The organism is Actinoplanes sp. CA-131856, from assembly GCF_050956135.1.
GTDB lineage: Bacteria > Actinomycetota > Actinomycetes > Mycobacteriales > Micromonosporaceae > Actinoplanes.
In genome coordinates, this window is record NZ_CP191849.1 from 5,215,606 (window position 1) to 5,229,326 (window position 13,721).

A 13,721-nucleotide genomic window follows, 5' to 3' on the forward strand; every position below is an offset into this window, starting at 1 on the left:
TCTCATGTTGACTGGATCAACATTGACGTCAACATGAAGTCGTCGCATGGTGAGGACATGCTGACTGTCAATCCAGGACTGGCCGGTGTCGTCGCCTTCGACACCGAGATCGCCGAGCCCGACCGGGACGGCGGGGTGCTGTGCTACCGCGGCGTCGACGTGCGCTCGCTGGCCGGCGCCGTCGGCTTCGCCGACGTCTGGGGCCTGCTCACCGACGGCGACTTCGCCCACCCTTTGACGCCGGCCGCCGCCGCGATCGACCACGCATCGACCGTGACCCCGTCGGCGGCGGCGAGCGTCTCCCCGGCGGCGGGCGCCTTCCCTACGGCGAGCGTCTCCCCGGCGGCGGGCGCCTTCCGTACGGCGAGCGGCTCCCCGGCGGCGAGCGGCTCCCCGGCGGCGAGCGCCTCCCCTGCGGCGTCCAGCGCGACCTCGGTGGCGTCCAGCGCGGCCTCGACGGGGGCGAGCGCGACCGCGCCGGTGCGGACGGGTGACGCGCGCGTGGATGTGCAGGCGGCGGTGGCCGCTCTCGGGCTGCGGCCGCTCATCGACGTCGATCACGCGCAGGCGCGCGCCGACCTCGCGTACGCGACCGCCGCGATGCTCGACCAGGTGGCGATCTCGGCGCGCGGTGAGCGGCCGGCGGTGCCTCAGCGGCTGGTCGACGCGGGGCGGGACGTCACCGAGCAGTTCATGATCCGGTGGCGGGGTGAGCCGGACCCGCGGCACGTCGCGGCCATCGACCGCTACTGGGTCTGCGCCGCCGAGCACGGCATGAACGCCTCCACGTTCACCGCCCGGGTCGTGGCCAGCACGGGCGCCGACGCGGGCGCCTGCCTCTCCGCGGCCGTCGCCGCGTTGTCCGGCCCGCTGCACGGCGGTGCCCCGGCGCGAGCGCTGGGCATGGTCGAGGCCGTCGAACGAGGCGAGGACGCGCGTGGCTATGTCAAACGGGTGCTTGACTCAGGCAACCGCTTGATGGGTTTCGGTCACGCCATCTACCGCGCCGAGGACCCCCGGGCGACGATCCTTCGCGAGACCGCCCGCGAGCTCGGCGCCCCGCGCTACGAGGTGGCGCTCGATCTGGAGCGCGCCGCCCTGGCCGAGCTGCGCGAGCGCAAGCCCGACCGGGTCCTGGCCACCAATGTCGAATTCTGGGCCGCGATCGTCCTGGACTTCGCGGAGGTGCCCGCGGCCCTGCTGTCAGCCGTCTTCACGTGCGCCCGCACGGCCGGCTGGAGCGCCCACATCCTCGAACAGAAGCGCCTGGCCAAAATCATCCGCCCGTCGGCCGACTACGTGGGCCCGCCCGAGCGCGCTGCCACCGACCTCCCGGGCTGGCAGGACGCCCTCAAGCGCCGCGCCGTGTAGCCACCGCCGCCGCGAGAGTCAGCGCCCGGCCCGGACACGCCGTCCCGGCCGCCGCGCTTCGCGCGAGACGCTGGAGTTCCGGCGGAAGGTGTGGCCGAGCGAGGATGCGAGCTGTTTCGGGGAATCTGCTCGCGGTCGTCCCTGGGTTTTTCGAGCGCAGCCACTCACTCAGGTCGCCCGGGTGTGGTGAGCGTTCTGGGCGCGCAGCGCCCTGCTCGCCGCGCCCGGGCCCTCGACGGGAGTTGCGGTCCGTACCCACCACCCCGCTACGACATGGACTTCAATCTTCGCCTGAGAAGCGTTCCCACGCCGACTGCTTCGTGATGCCCAGGGCGGTGCCGATCGTCGTCCACGTGGTGCCCCGGGCGCGCAGCAGGCGGGCGATGCGGCCGACGGCGCGGTCGACGTGATGGCGCAGCGAAGCCACGCGGACCATGGTGGCCAGGAGTTCCTCGTCGGTCTGGTCGTCCCACAGGCGTACGCCCTCGGGTCGTTTGCCGGCGAGGACGTCGTTGCAGAGGTGGACGCACTCGTCGCAGATCATCGGGCCGGGGCCGGCGATGAGCTGGGACACCTCCGCCTCGGGCTTTCCGCAGAAGGAGCAGCGCAGGTCGAGGTCGGTCATCGGAGCCTCCCTTGCTTACCGAAGCCGTCAGGACCACCCTGACGATGTCAGGCTAACCCTGACGGCTTCGGCGAGCAAGGGGTGGCTAGCATGCGCGGCATGTTCGAGGGCTGGCACGGCTGGTTCGGGGCGATCACGGGAGTGGTCGTGCTGACCGTGGTCGCGTTGCCGGTGGCGGCGCTGGTGACGTGGGTGCTGGCGCGGCGGCGCGGTGGGTGGCGGAGGTCGCTGGCCGAGGTCGGCATCGTCTACGGGACCGTGCCGTGGGTCTGGATGATCCTGCTGCCCAACGGCGGGGACGACGTCAACCGGGCCCGGGTGAACCTCGTGCCGCTGCGCGATCTGATCGACGTGGTGGGCGACGGGCCGGTGAGCGCGACCGTGCAGATCGTCGGCAACCTGCTGGTGTTCGCGGCGCTCGGGTTCTTCGGGCCGTTGCGGTTCGCGGCGCTCCGGTCGGTGCCGCGGATGCTCGCCCTCGGTGCGGCGGGCTCGGTGCTGGTCGAGACCCTGCAGTACGTCCTCGAGCTGGACCGGGTGTCCTCGGTGGACGATGTGCTGGTCAACGCCGCGGGCGCCGGGCTGGCCGCGCTGGCGTCGCGCCGGTGGTGGCGGCTACAGCGTGATCCAGTAGCGCCGGACCGGGCCATGATCGGTGTCGACGACGGTCTCGAGGACACCGCCGTTGCGCTCGATGGTGCGGGCCGACGCGAGGTTGCCGGCCAGGCAGGGCATCAGGACCCGGTCGACTCCTAGGACGGCACGGGCCTCGGTCAGCATCTCGCCCAGGGCCCAGGTGGCCAGGCCACGCCGGCGCGCCGACGGCCGGATCCCGTAGCCGATGTGACCCACCGCGTCGTCGTAGACGTGGCGCAGGGCGATGCCGCCGAGCACGCGGCCGTCCTCCACGATCCAGCGCGGCGAGGCGTGCCGCTCGGGCGGGCAGGGCGCGCCGGCCGGATGTGTCAGCCGGACACGGTCGGCCACCCACGCCGCGAAACCCCCGGGCGAGTCGACGTCGTCCTCCGGGAGCAGGCCGAAGCCGTCCTCGTGGAGACCGGGACCCCAGTCGTCGCGGCAGTCCAGGAAGGCGGCGTGCAAGCGGGTCGTCGGCAGGATCAGCTCGGGCATGCGCCAAACCCTAGACATGGCCGTCCGAGCGGCCGGCCAATCGCATCACTTACGAGCCTGACTGTGCTCGTCGAACGCCTGACTGCTGGAGGGGTGTACGAGTCGGTGCCCACACAAGCGCAGCGGTGAGTTCAAGGTCTGCGGCGGCCATGGCCCGCCCGGTGGTCGTGGGCGCGCAAGTGTGACGTGCGGCACCTGATTCAGCGAGCGCTCATTGGGGAAGCAGAGCGGCATGAAAATCTGGCCCGGGAACCCTTACCCGCTGGGCGCGACGTACGACGGCGGGGGCACCAATTTCGCTCTGTTCTCGGAGGTGGCCGAGCGGGTCGAGCTCTGTCTCTTCGACGACGACGGCGTCGAGACGCGGATCGACCTGCCGGAGCGGGAGGCGCTGGTCTGGCACGGCTATCTGCCCCGGGTCGTTCCGGGGCAGCGGTACGGATATCGCGTGCACGGGCCGTACGATCCGGCGAACGGGCTGCGCTGCAATCCGAACAAACTGCTTCTCGACCCGTACGCCAAGGCGATCGACGGGCGTAACGACTGGAACCAGGCGCTGTTCTCGTACAACTTCGGCGACCCGGACTCGGTGAACGACCAGGACTCGGCGCCCTATTCGCAGAAGTCAGTGGTCATCAACCCGTTCTTCGACTGGGGCAACGACCGGCCGCTGCGGATCCCGTTCCACCAGACCGTGATCTACGAGGCCCACGTCAAGGGCATGACGCAGCGGCACCCGGACATTCCCGAGGACGTCCGCGGCACCTATTCCGGGCTCGCGCACCCCGTGATGATCAAGTACCTGAAGAAGCTGGGCGTCACGGCGGTCGAACTGATGCCGGTGCACCAGTTCGTGCACGACAGCACGCTCATCGACCGCGGCCTCACCAACTACTGGGGCTACAACACGATCGGCTTCTTCGCCCCGCACAACGGATATGCCTCGTTCGACGGCCACGGCGGGCAGGTGCAGGAATTCAAGTCGATGGTCAAGGCGCTGCACCAGGCCGGCATCGAGGTCATCCTGGACGTCGTCTACAACCACACCGCCGAGGGCAATCATCTCGGCCCGACGCTGTCGTTCCGGGGCATCGACAATCCCGCCTACTACCGGCTGGTCGACGAGCAGAAGCAGTATTACTACGACACGACCGGCACCGGTAACAGCCTGAACGTGCGGCACCACGAATCGCTGCGGCTCATCATGGATTCGCTGCGCTACTGGGTGACCGAGATGCACGTCGACGGTTTCCGGTTCGACCTGGCGGCCGCCCTGGCCCGCGAGTTCCACGCCGTCGACCGGCTGGCCGCCTTCTTCGACCTGGTCAACCAGGACCCGGTGGTGTCGCAGGTCAAGCTCATCGCCGAGCCCTGGGACGTCGGCGACGGCGGCTACCAGGTCGGCGGCTTCCCGCCGTTGTGGACCGAATGGAACGGCCGCTACCGCGACTCGGTCCGCGATTTCTGGCGCGGCGAGCCGTCCAGCCTGGGCGAGTTCGCGTCCCGTTTCACCGGCAGCTCCGACCTGTACGAGATCGACGGCCGGCGCCCGATCGCGTCCATCAACTTCGTGACCGCCCACGACGGTTTCACCCTGAACGACCTGGTGTCGTACAACGACAAGCACAACGACGCGAACGGCGAGGACAACCGCGACGGCGAGAGCCACAACCGTTCCTGGAACTGCGGTGTCGAAGGCCCCACCGACGACGCCGACATCGTGGCCCTGCGCGAACGCCAGAAACGCAACTTCCTGGCCACCCTGCTCCTGAGCCAGGGCGTCCCGATGATCGCCCACGGCGACGAGCTGGGCCGCACCCAGGGCGGCAACAACAACGTCTACTGCCAGGACAACGAAATCGCCTGGGTCGACTGGGTCGACGCGCGCAACCAGGACATACTGACCGGCTTCACGAGCCGTTTGCTGGAACTGCGCGCCAAGCACCCCATCTTCCGCCGCCGTCGCTTCTTCACCGGCGACCCGGTGACCGACGACAAGATTCCCGACATCGCCTGGCTGCGCCGCGACGGCCAGCCGATGACCGAGGCCGACTGGAACACCCGCAGCGGCATGACGATGACGGTCTTCCTCAACGGCCACGGCATTCCGGAAAGGGACGCCCTGGGCGAGGCCATCCTCGACGACTCGTTCCTGATCCTGTTCAACCCCTTGGGCGAACGCGTCGCCTTCACCCTCCCCGACCGCCAATTCGGCCGCACGTGGGAAGTCGTCGTGAACACCGCCGACCCATTGTTGGCAGCCCGCCGCAAAACCACGAAGGCCGGCGGCCAATACGAGGTCTCGGGGCACACCATGGTGGTTCTCCGCTGCCGCTATTAACGGCAAAATTCGATGTCGTAGCGGGGTGGTGGGTACAGACCGCAACTCCCGTCGAGGGCCCGGGCGGGGCGAGCAGGGCGCTGGCGCGCCCAGAACGCTCACCCCACCCGGGCGGCCTGAGTGAGTGGTCGCGCTCCGAAGACCCCGCCGCCCGATGTGGGCTCACCCCAGGAGCCGCCTGAACTTCGGCTCGGCCTCGCGCCAGGCGCTGATGACGTCGGAGCGTGGCACCAGCAGGCGGACCTTCCGGCCCGGTGGGGGTGACCAGGGCGGGGGCCCGCCCCACTCCGCGAGGGGCCGGGTCGTGAAGGCGAAGGCCAGGTCGTCGCCGGTCAGTTCGAGGGTCACCAGCAGGTGGTCGAACGTGTCGTTCATGATCAGCGGCGTGGGCTCTTGGGAGCCGGGGCGGGTGGCGGCCTCGCTCAGCGAGCGCAGGGTGCGCATGTGCGGGTACAGGGCCGTGGTCGTGCTGTCGCCCAGGGGCACGCCCCGCACGTAGAGCTGGAAGGTGCCGAAGCGGCGGTCGGCGCCGGACGGGCTGAACTCGGCGCGGAAGCGGGTGATGTCGCCGCCGCCTGTGGTGGGGCCCCGGCGGATTCCGCGGTGCCAGATCACGGGCCACGGCAGGGCGACGCGCGGGTCCGGGGCAGGGACGGCCTCGATGTGGTGGGTCGCTCTCAGGCGGGCGATCACGTCGATCAGGCGTTCGGTTGAGTGTGCTTCCGGGGCGGGTGAGACGGTCATCCACGTGGTGCGCCAGGCGTCGGCGGTGTCCGGGACGCGGCGGCCGGCGGCCTTCTCGGCACGGCGGCGGGCGGCGAAGGCGCGGGTCTCGGCGAGCCACAGGTCCCGGGCCTCCTCCAGTTCGTCGACGGCGCGCCGCAGCGAGTCCGGGTCGTGCTCCAGCCACACCGGTACCCCCGCGCTGACCAGCAGGTGATGCCAGGTGGCGCGGAAGCCGTACGGGGCGAAGCGCAGGACGCACTCACGCAGCGCGAGCATCCGCCGGTGAAGGGGCAGAGACTCGTCACGGACACGGGCGGCCTGGGCGGGGAAGCTGCTCACGCCGATAGGATCTCGCATCGGTCTATGGGAGAGGTCGACCTGTGACGAGCATCCGGCATGAGCCCGACGGCTACGTGTGCCCGTTCTGCCGGCTGGTGGGCGGCGGTGAGGACGAGCGACGGGTGAACACCCAGCGCGACATCGTCCGGCGCACCGAGAAAGCCACGGCCTTCGTGTCACCGCGGTGGTGGCCGGGGAACCACGGGCATCTGCTCGTCGTGCCCAACGCCCACCACGAGAACCTCTACGAGCTCCCCGCCGACTACGGCCACGCCGTCCACGACCTCGTCAAGGAGTGCGCGGTCGCGCTCAAGCAGGTGTACGACTGCGACGGCACCTCGGTGCGGTAGCACAACGAGCCGGGCGGCAATCAGGACGCCTGGCACTATCACGTGCACGTGTTCCCGCGTTATTTCGGCGACGAGTTGTACGGCTCCGCGCCGTACCCGGATTTCGTCGAGGCTGAGCGGCGGTGGCCGTACGCCGACCGGCTCCGGAATTTTCTGGAGAACAGCTAGGACTGGCGGCGGCGGTCGATCTCGCGCATGACCGTCGGGTCCCACTTGGAGGCGTCCCAGTCGTCGGCGGTGACCAGCGGCTGCCGCGCGCCCAGGGTGACCTCGCCGGTCAGGCGGCGCATCCGGGCGCGCACCGAGAGCACGGCGGCGATCAGGACGGCCACGGCGCCCAGGCGCAGGCCCGTCTCGGTCACCGCCATCGTCATCACGGTCGGCATGCGCGCGGGCACCACGAGGGCCAGCCCGATCAGCACCAAAGTCAGCGCCAGGCCTCCGTAGCCGACGGGACCCGGCCCCGCGGGGGCGAGCCGGTGGGCCGCGATCACCCAGACCGTGACCGAGATGAGCAGCACCAGCACGCAGACCACGCCGATCAGGCCGCCCAGACTGCCCACGAGCAGCACCGACGCCGTCGTGGCGACCGAGGTCGGATCGGTGGCGCCGGCGGTGACGACGGTGAGGCTGACGGCCTGGACGATCACCACGAGGGCCGCGTAAACGGCGGCGAACAGCACGACCCGGCGGCCGGCGAGCGCGAAAGTGGACATCAGAGGACTGAGAAACCTTTCGGCAGGGGCGCGCGCCCGGTGAGGGCGAAGAGTACCGCGGGGCCGTCGCCCAGCGCAGCCGCGACGCGGGCCGCGAGCGCGGTGGCCTCGGCGACCGCGTCCGGCGGGAAGGCCGCCTCCAGGCCGGCCGCGGCGGCGACGTCGAGACCGTGGACGACCAGTTCGAACGTACGGGTGGGAAGCCAGTCGCGGACGCGCATGCCACCCACCGGGGTCGCGACCACGTCGTCGTCACCGGCCGCGGCCAGCGCCTGGGTGGCCCGGCCGGCCAGTTCGCCGACCAGTCCGGCGGGGGCGTCGCCCAGCTCGGCCGCCGCCTGCCGGGCGAGTGTGGTGGAGGCGGCGACCGCCGCGGCGTAGACGTCCGGCGGCACCGACCGGGCGAACGTCCAGTACGCCTCGGGCGAGGTGACGGCGGCGGTCTCGGCGCGGGCGCTCAGCACGTCGGGGACCTGGCGCAGCGCCGAGCCGGCGGTGTGCGCGACCAGCTCGCGCAGGGTCCACTCGCCGAGGCCGGGTGAGTCCCAGCGCTCGGCCGGAACGCGGGAGACCAGGTCGACGAAGGTGACGGCGGCGGCGCGGAAGGTCCGGCGGTAGTCCATGGCGACCAATCTGCCACCGGCCGCGGCTCAGGCGAAATTCGAGTCGTCCGGCTCGGCCGCCCGGTGCCGCCCGCCCTCGGCGGGCTTTTGCTCGTACGACCGCGGGGCGTACCGGGGCGACTGGGGGAACCGCTCGGCGGAGTTGGGTGGCTCGGCGGGCGGCGTTCCGCCCGGCGCCGAGTGCCGCCCGGTGTAGTCGGGCGGTGCGATCTCCCTCCGCCCGGAAGGCGCGGAAGGCAGCGCAGAAGGCAGTTCGGGAGGCGGCGCGGACGACTCGTAAGCGGACGACTCGTAAGGCGGCCGGGAAAGGAAATCGGGAGGAATGCCGGGCGGCAACCCGGACGGAAGCCCCCGCCGCGGCGGCTCAGCTTCCGGCAGCTGCGCGCGCCGGGAAGGCTCGGACGGCGGCGCGAGCGAGGCGGGCTGCGCGGGCGAGGCCGGCTGCGCGAGTGAGGGCGGCTGGGCAGGGGCGGCCGACGGCTCCGGGAGACCGGAAGGGCGACCCGGCCGATCGGCCGGCGGCGGTGTCCGGGACGGCAGGCCGGACGGCATCGGCCCGCGCTTGACCGGCGGGGACGGCGGCTCCGCGGGGGCAGCGTCCGGCGCGGACGCCGACAGCGGGCTCGGCGCCTGCGGGAACGGCGACCTCTCCGTGTGGGCGTCACCGGTCTCACCCGCGTACGGATCGGGAACGAACCTGGCGGCGAGCCGCCTCAGCCGCACCACCCGCCGCAGGCACACCAGTGCGTAGATCACCGCGAGGACCGGCAACGCGAAGATGTAGTAGAACGTGAACGGATCGTCCGGCCGCGCCAGCGCCATATATCCCGCGTAGCCGAGGAACCCCAGCCCCAGCAGCGCGTCCACCCCGCGCAGGAAGCCGGACTGACCGAACCCGGTCACGCACAGGACGAGCAGCACCAGGCCGCTGAACCCGAGCAGCCCGGTGTACGTCCAGAACTCACCGTCCGACACGTTTCAGCGTAGGACGGTTTGCGACCTCGTGTGCCGGGAACTGCTGGAACATGCCAGCACGGGAGGACATGCCGGCGACGTTGAAGCGCTCGCCGAAGAAAGCACAGGACACGTACGCCAAGACCCACGACTCGGCCGTCGAGCAGTACGGCGAGGGTGAGCGGGCCCACCGTACGGCCTTCTCCGCCGTCAAGCATTCGTTCGAGAAGGTCGGCGACCACTGGGAGCCGAAGGCGAAGAAGGGCCCGAGCGACGCCAAGGCCGCCGGTGGCCGCGCCAGCAAGGCCAAGACGGCCGGCGGGGTCGACGCCAACGCCAGCAAGGAGCATCTCCTGCAGGTGGCCAAGCGGCTCGACATCACCGGCCGGTCACGGATGACGAAACCGGAGCTCGTCGAGGCCATCCAGAAGGCCAACAAGCGGGCCGACCGCAAGGCTTAGGTGTGGCGTGGGTCGCGTGTCGGGGCCGTCGTTTCTGGGGAAACGACGGCCATGCAACCAGAGAAGATCACCCAGACCGGGTACGCCAGTGAGCTGAACCGCCTGCACACCCGCCGGGAGGAGCTCGAGGAGGCCGAGTCGGCGCTGGTCAGCCACGACCACGGCGGCGGGCTGCCGCACGACGAGCAGAACCGGCTCGAGCGGGTGCGCGGCGAGCTGGCCGACGTGCTCCAGCGGATCGGCGATCTGAAGGACCGCTTCGCCGACAACGGCGGCGCCACGCCCGACCCGGACGGCGCGCTAGGCGAGTGAGCGCTGGACGGCGGCGAACACCACCTCGTGGTCGACCTGGAAGCCGAGCCGCTCGTAGAGGCGGATGGCTCCCAGGTTCTCCGCGCTGACGTGCAGGAACGGCAGGTCGCCGCGCTCCAGGATGGCGGCCGCCACGGCCATGGTGAGCCGGGCGCCCAGACCGCGGCCGCGGAAGTCGGGGTCGGTGCAGACGGCGCTGACCTCGGTCCAGCCCGGCAGCTGGAAGCGTTCGCCGGCCATGGCGATCAGCCGGCCCTCGTGACGGATGCCCAGGTAGCGGCCGAGCTCGACGGTGCGTTTGCCGAACGGGCCGGGCTGGGCACGCTCGATCAGGTCGAGGATCTCGGGCACGTCGGTCTCGGTCAGCACCACCGCGTCGGGGTCGGGCACGCCGGTCATGCCGTGGCCGGCCATCTGGGCGCCGGTGGTCACGCCGGTCGTCTCCCAGCCCGTGGGCGGGCTGATCGACGGGCCGGTGAGCAGCGCCCGGTCGGTGAGGGTGGCCAGGTCGCGCCAGGCCGCCGGATCGTCCGGATCGGACAGCGCGGCGAACGGCGAGAACTCGGGCTGATAGCGGGCGGCGTCCCCGGACGCCTCGGCGAAGCAGGCCTGCGGCCCGGAGAGGGCGGCCCACACGGGATTCTCCAGCACGCCTCGACCCTGCACCGCGGCCGCCCATGACCGCCAGCGAATAACCCGAATTACCCTCGCGCCGGGGACGGAACCAGAGCTTTCGCGTCGTGGGCCAGGGCCGGGATCTCGTCCGGCCACACCGGCTTGGCGAAGTGGTAGCCCTGGCCGTACGGGCAGTCCATGCCGACCAGCGCGGCCCGCTGCCCGGCGTCCTCGATGCCCTCGGCCACCACGGCCAGGTCGAGGTTGCGGGCCAGGGTGACGATCGCGTCGACCAGCGCCCGCTGCTGCTCGCTGCCGAGGATGTCGTCGATGAACGACTTGTCGACCTTGAGCACGTCGACCGGCATCTGCCGCAGGTAGCTCAGCGACGAATATCCCGTGCCGAAGTCGTCGATCGCGATACGCACGCCCAGGGCACGCAGCGTGCGCAGGTCGGCCGCGACCTGGTCGGCGTCGCGCAGCAGCAGGCTCTCGGTGATCTCCAGCAGCAGCCACTCGGGGCGGGCGCCGGCCTCGGTGATGGCCTGGCGGACCTGGTCGACGAAGCCGGGCGTGCGGAACTGGCGGGCCGACACGTTCACGCTGACGTAGCGCAGCGTCGTCTGCGGGTCGGCCGCCTTCCAGGCCGCGAGCTGCCGGAGGGCCTCACGCAGGACCCAGCCGCCGATCGGCACGATGGCGCCGCTCTCCTCGGCGACCTCGATGAAGTGGTACGGGCCGAGCAGCCCCCGCGCCGGGTGCTGCCAGCGGACCAGCGACTCGACCGCGACGATCTCGCCGCTGTGCAGGTCGACGATGGGCTGGTACATGACGCGCAGCTGGTTGTCGTCGATCGCCTCGTGCAGGGCGGCCCGGGTCTCCAGCCGCTGCACCATCTCGGTGTGCAGCTCCGGCTGATAGCGCTGCCACGTGCCCTTGTCGGCGCCCTTGGCCTGATAGAGGGCCAGGTCGGCGTGGCGCAGCAGCTCGGTCGGCGAATCGGCGTCGGCGTTGGTGGCCACGCCGACGCTGGCCGCGCCGCTGACGATGTGGCTGCCGCCGAGGCCGTCGCCGACCTCCACCGGCACGGCCAGGGCCTCGACCAGGCGGGCGGCCACGGCCTCGGGGTCGTCGGAGACGAGGACGGCGAACTCGTCGCCGCCCATCCGGGCCGCCGTGCCCGAGGTGCCGATGATCTCGTCGATGCGCCGGCCCACGGTGACCAGCAGCTCGTCGCCCACGGCGTGCCCGAGGGTGTCGTTGACCTCCTTGAAGTCGTCGAGGTCGACGAACAGGACGCCCAGGGTCAGCCCGGACTCGGACGCGGCGGCGAACGCCTCGTCGAGCCGGTTGCGGAACAGCACGCGGTTGGCCAGGCCGGTCAGGCCGTCGTGGAAGGCCAGGTGGGACAGGTCCTTCTCGAGGCGGCGGCGCTCGGTGACGTCGCGGACGGTCAGCACCACGCCGCGCACGGTCGGGTCGTCGCGCAGGTCGCGGCCGGTGCACTCGACCTGGAGCAGCGAGCCGTCGGCCCGCAGCACGGCCAGGTCGGGGGCGTCCAGCTCGCTCTGGCCGTCGCGCAGGTCGCCCAGGATCTCGCGCATCGACTCGTGGTGGCCGACCGCGATCAGCGCCGAGAGCGGGGTGCCCTCGAGGTCGGGGTGGCCCAGGACGGTGGCCGCGGACGGGCTCGCGTAGCGGATCAGGTCGTCGTCGCCGACGATGAGGATGACGTCGGCCGCGTTCTGGATGAGCGTGCGGAAGTACGCCTCGCTCTCGCGGCGGTTGACCTCGCCGGTCAGGCCGATGCGCTGCATGACGACCTCGATCTGGGCGAGGTACGCCTCGAACGAGGGCAGCAGCTCGCGCAGCACGGCGCCGTCGCCGCCGAGGAGCCCGGCACCCAGCCGGCCGGTGCCCGGGAGCGGCATGGTGGCGTACAGGAAATGGTCGAAACCGTGCGAAGGCACCCCGGCCGGAAGAGAGCCGGCCGTGATGAGCCGCAGACCGGGCACGTGCTCGACGTCGCCGGCGTCCGCGGTGAGGCTGAGACGGTAGGGCTTGCCCTCCGGCATGAGGGTGGCCACGGCGTCGCGCACGGCCCGGGCCGCGTCCTGCTCGGTGGCGGCCGAGAACAGCATCGTGCCGGCCTGGCGCAGCGCCCGCTCCCGGGCCCGGGCCTGCCGCTGGGCGCCGGCCAGCCCGTTGACCCGGGCCAGCACGAGCAGGAACATCAGGGCCGCGGCGGCCGCGATCACCGGCGCGTCGACGACACCCTGCCGGGCCTCCTCGATCTCGTGGCCGTTCATCCACTCGATGTAGAGCACCACCGGCGCGATCAGCGCGGCCGCGGCCATCCAGACGATGCGCCGGGTGCCCATGTCGGTGCTGGCCAGCGCCGGCTGCTCCTGGGTGAGCTCGCGCATCGACGGCATCAGCGCCGTATATCCCATGACGGCGTAGAACACGACCCAGCCGAAGTCGACCGGCCCGCCCAGCGTCCAGTCGGCGTTGAGCTGGGACTGGCCGTAGAAGATGTCGGAGACCAGCAGTCCGACGATGGCCACGCCGATCGCGGTGAGCGCGCGGGGCCGCCGGCCCGGGCCGGTCAGCATGCGCAGCGTCATGGCCAGGGCCAGCACGTCGCCGAGCGGATAGCCGATCGAGACCAGCTTCTCCAGCAGCGTCAGGTCGTGCGAGCGGGTGAACGGCGCGATCCAGTAGACCCACGAGAGCAGGCCGAGCCCGACCGTGGGCACCAGCGAGTCGAGCAGCGCGGCCCGGTTGCTGCCCGTGCCGCGATAGCGGACGAACAGCAGGAAACCGGCCGTGAGCAGGGGGTAGACCAGCAGGTAGAACAGGTCGGCCAGGCCCGGGAAGCCCGGGGTGTGCCCGAGCGCGACGATGAGGTTGTACCAGGTGTCGCCGGTGGTGAAGAAGGCGAGCGCGGCCGAGATCAGATACCACGGCAGGCGGTGCCCGGGCCGGTTGAGCCGGGCACCGAGCAGCACCATGGCGGCGCTGGAGTAACCGATGAGGGCCCAGGTGTAGAGGTGACCGCCGGGGAAGGCGTAATAGAGGGCGGTCAGCGCGATGATCCACGCGCAGAAGCCCACGCGAGCGGCTCGCGTCGTCATCCGCCCTCCGATCGGCTCCG

The 13,721-nt window shown here is 71.4% G+C and carries 13 protein-coding genes and 1 pseudogene; 6 read left to right on the forward strand and 8 right to left on the reverse strand.

Translation table 11 applies throughout. From position 1 onward, the window contains the following. Positions 1–57 precede the first annotated feature (57 nt). Entirely contained in the window at positions 58–1,371 is a 1,314-nt protein-coding gene (locus tag ACQP2X_RS24105; RefSeq protein ID WP_498700469.1) for a citrate synthase 2, read from the forward strand. A gap of 280 nt (positions 1,372–1,651) precedes the next feature. On the opposite strand, the gene ACQP2X_RS24110 is transcribed toward ACQP2X_RS24105, so the two are convergent. Continuing rightward, positions 1,652–1,996 carry a ClpX C4-type zinc finger protein gene (locus tag ACQP2X_RS24110; RefSeq protein ID WP_498700470.1) on the reverse strand — a complete coding sequence of 115 codons (345 nt, stop codon included), beginning with the start codon at positions 1,994–1,996 and terminating at the stop codon, positions 1,652–1,654. Positions 1,997–2,269: 273 nt separating this feature from the next. Between ACQP2X_RS24110 and ACQP2X_RS24115 the strand changes: the two are divergent. Further along, positions 2,270–2,533: pseudogene (locus ACQP2X_RS24115) on the forward strand (VanZ family protein); the annotation flags it as partial. A 78-nt stretch (positions 2,534–2,611) separates the two neighbouring features. On the opposite strand, the gene ACQP2X_RS24120 reads toward ACQP2X_RS24115, so the two are convergent. Beyond that, positions 2,612–3,127: a GNAT family N-acetyltransferase gene (locus ACQP2X_RS24120; protein WP_498700471.1), complete on the reverse strand. Its 516-nt coding sequence runs from the start codon at positions 3,125–3,127 to the stop codon at positions 2,612–2,614. Positions 3,128–3,359: 232 nt separating this feature from the next. Here ACQP2X_RS24120 and glgX point away from each other — a divergent pair, with 232 nt between their 5' ends. Continuing rightward, positions 3,360–5,468, forward strand: a complete 2,109-nt coding sequence (gene glgX / locus ACQP2X_RS24125; RefSeq protein ID WP_498700474.1) for a glycogen debranching protein GlgX — start codon at positions 3,360–3,362, stop codon at positions 5,466–5,468. A gap of 162 nt (positions 5,469–5,630) precedes the next feature. Here the strand turns inward: glgX and ACQP2X_RS24130 are convergent, their stop codons facing one another. Then, complete coding sequence (locus ACQP2X_RS24130) at positions 5,631–6,533, reverse strand: hypothetical protein (protein ID WP_498700476.1); 903 nt, start codon at positions 6,531–6,533, stop codon at positions 5,631–5,633. Positions 6,534–6,574: 41 nt separating this feature from the next. Here ACQP2X_RS24130 and ACQP2X_RS24135 point away from each other — a divergent pair, with 41 nt between their 5' ends. Beyond that, positions 6,575–6,883: an HIT family protein gene (locus ACQP2X_RS24135; RefSeq protein ID WP_498700478.1), complete on the forward strand. Its 309-nt coding sequence runs from the start codon at positions 6,575–6,577 to the stop codon at positions 6,881–6,883. Between the two features lie 164 nt (positions 6,884–7,047). On the opposite strand, the gene ACQP2X_RS24140 is transcribed toward ACQP2X_RS24135, so the two are convergent. The 3 genes from ACQP2X_RS24140 to ACQP2X_RS24150 are packed head-to-tail and all read right to left on the reverse strand — an operon-like array spanning position 7,048 to position 9,197. Then, positions 7,048–7,599, reverse strand: a complete 552-nt coding sequence (locus ACQP2X_RS24140) for a hypothetical protein (RefSeq protein ID WP_498700480.1) — start codon at positions 7,597–7,599, stop codon at positions 7,048–7,050. Then, positions 7,599–8,222: a maleylpyruvate isomerase N-terminal domain-containing protein gene (locus tag ACQP2X_RS24145; protein ID WP_498700482.1), complete on the reverse strand. Its 624-nt coding sequence runs from the start codon at positions 8,220–8,222 to the stop codon at positions 7,599–7,601. The genes ACQP2X_RS24140 and ACQP2X_RS24145 overlap by 1 nt, the downstream gene beginning before the upstream one ends. Before the next feature lie 27 nt (positions 8,223–8,249). Then, positions 8,250–9,197, reverse strand: a complete 948-nt coding sequence (locus ACQP2X_RS24150) for a hypothetical protein (RefSeq protein ID WP_498700483.1) — start codon at positions 9,195–9,197, stop codon at positions 8,250–8,252. A 50-nt stretch (positions 9,198–9,247) separates the two neighbouring features. On the opposite strand from ACQP2X_RS24150, the gene ACQP2X_RS24155 reads away from it, so the two are divergent. Together ACQP2X_RS24155 and ACQP2X_RS24160 are read left to right on the forward strand one after the other, a co-directional pair. Further along, on the forward strand, positions 9,248–9,637 hold the full coding sequence (locus ACQP2X_RS24155) for a ChaB family protein (protein ID WP_498700484.1): 390 nt from the start codon (positions 9,248–9,250) through the stop codon (positions 9,635–9,637). A gap of 51 nt (positions 9,638–9,688) precedes the next feature. Further along, positions 9,689–9,949 carry a hypothetical protein gene (locus ACQP2X_RS24160; RefSeq protein ID WP_498700485.1) on the forward strand — a complete coding sequence of 87 codons (261 nt, stop codon included), beginning with the start codon at positions 9,689–9,691 and terminating at the stop codon, positions 9,947–9,949. Here ACQP2X_RS24160 and ACQP2X_RS24165 read toward each other — a convergent pair. Together ACQP2X_RS24165 and ACQP2X_RS24170 are read right to left on the reverse strand one after the other, a co-directional pair. Continuing rightward, positions 9,938–10,600 (reverse strand): GNAT family N-acetyltransferase, encoded by a 663-nt coding sequence (locus ACQP2X_RS24165; RefSeq protein WP_498700486.1) that lies wholly within the window; start codon positions 10,598–10,600, stop codon positions 9,938–9,940. The two genes, ACQP2X_RS24160 and ACQP2X_RS24165, sit on opposite strands and share 12 nt — an antisense overlap. Positions 10,601–10,650: 50 nt before the next feature. After that, positions 10,651–13,701, reverse strand: coding sequence for a putative bifunctional diguanylate cyclase/phosphodiesterase (locus tag ACQP2X_RS24170; protein ID WP_498700488.1), 3,051 nt, complete (start codon positions 13,699–13,701; stop codon positions 10,651–10,653). Positions 13,702–13,721 lie beyond the last annotated feature (20 nt).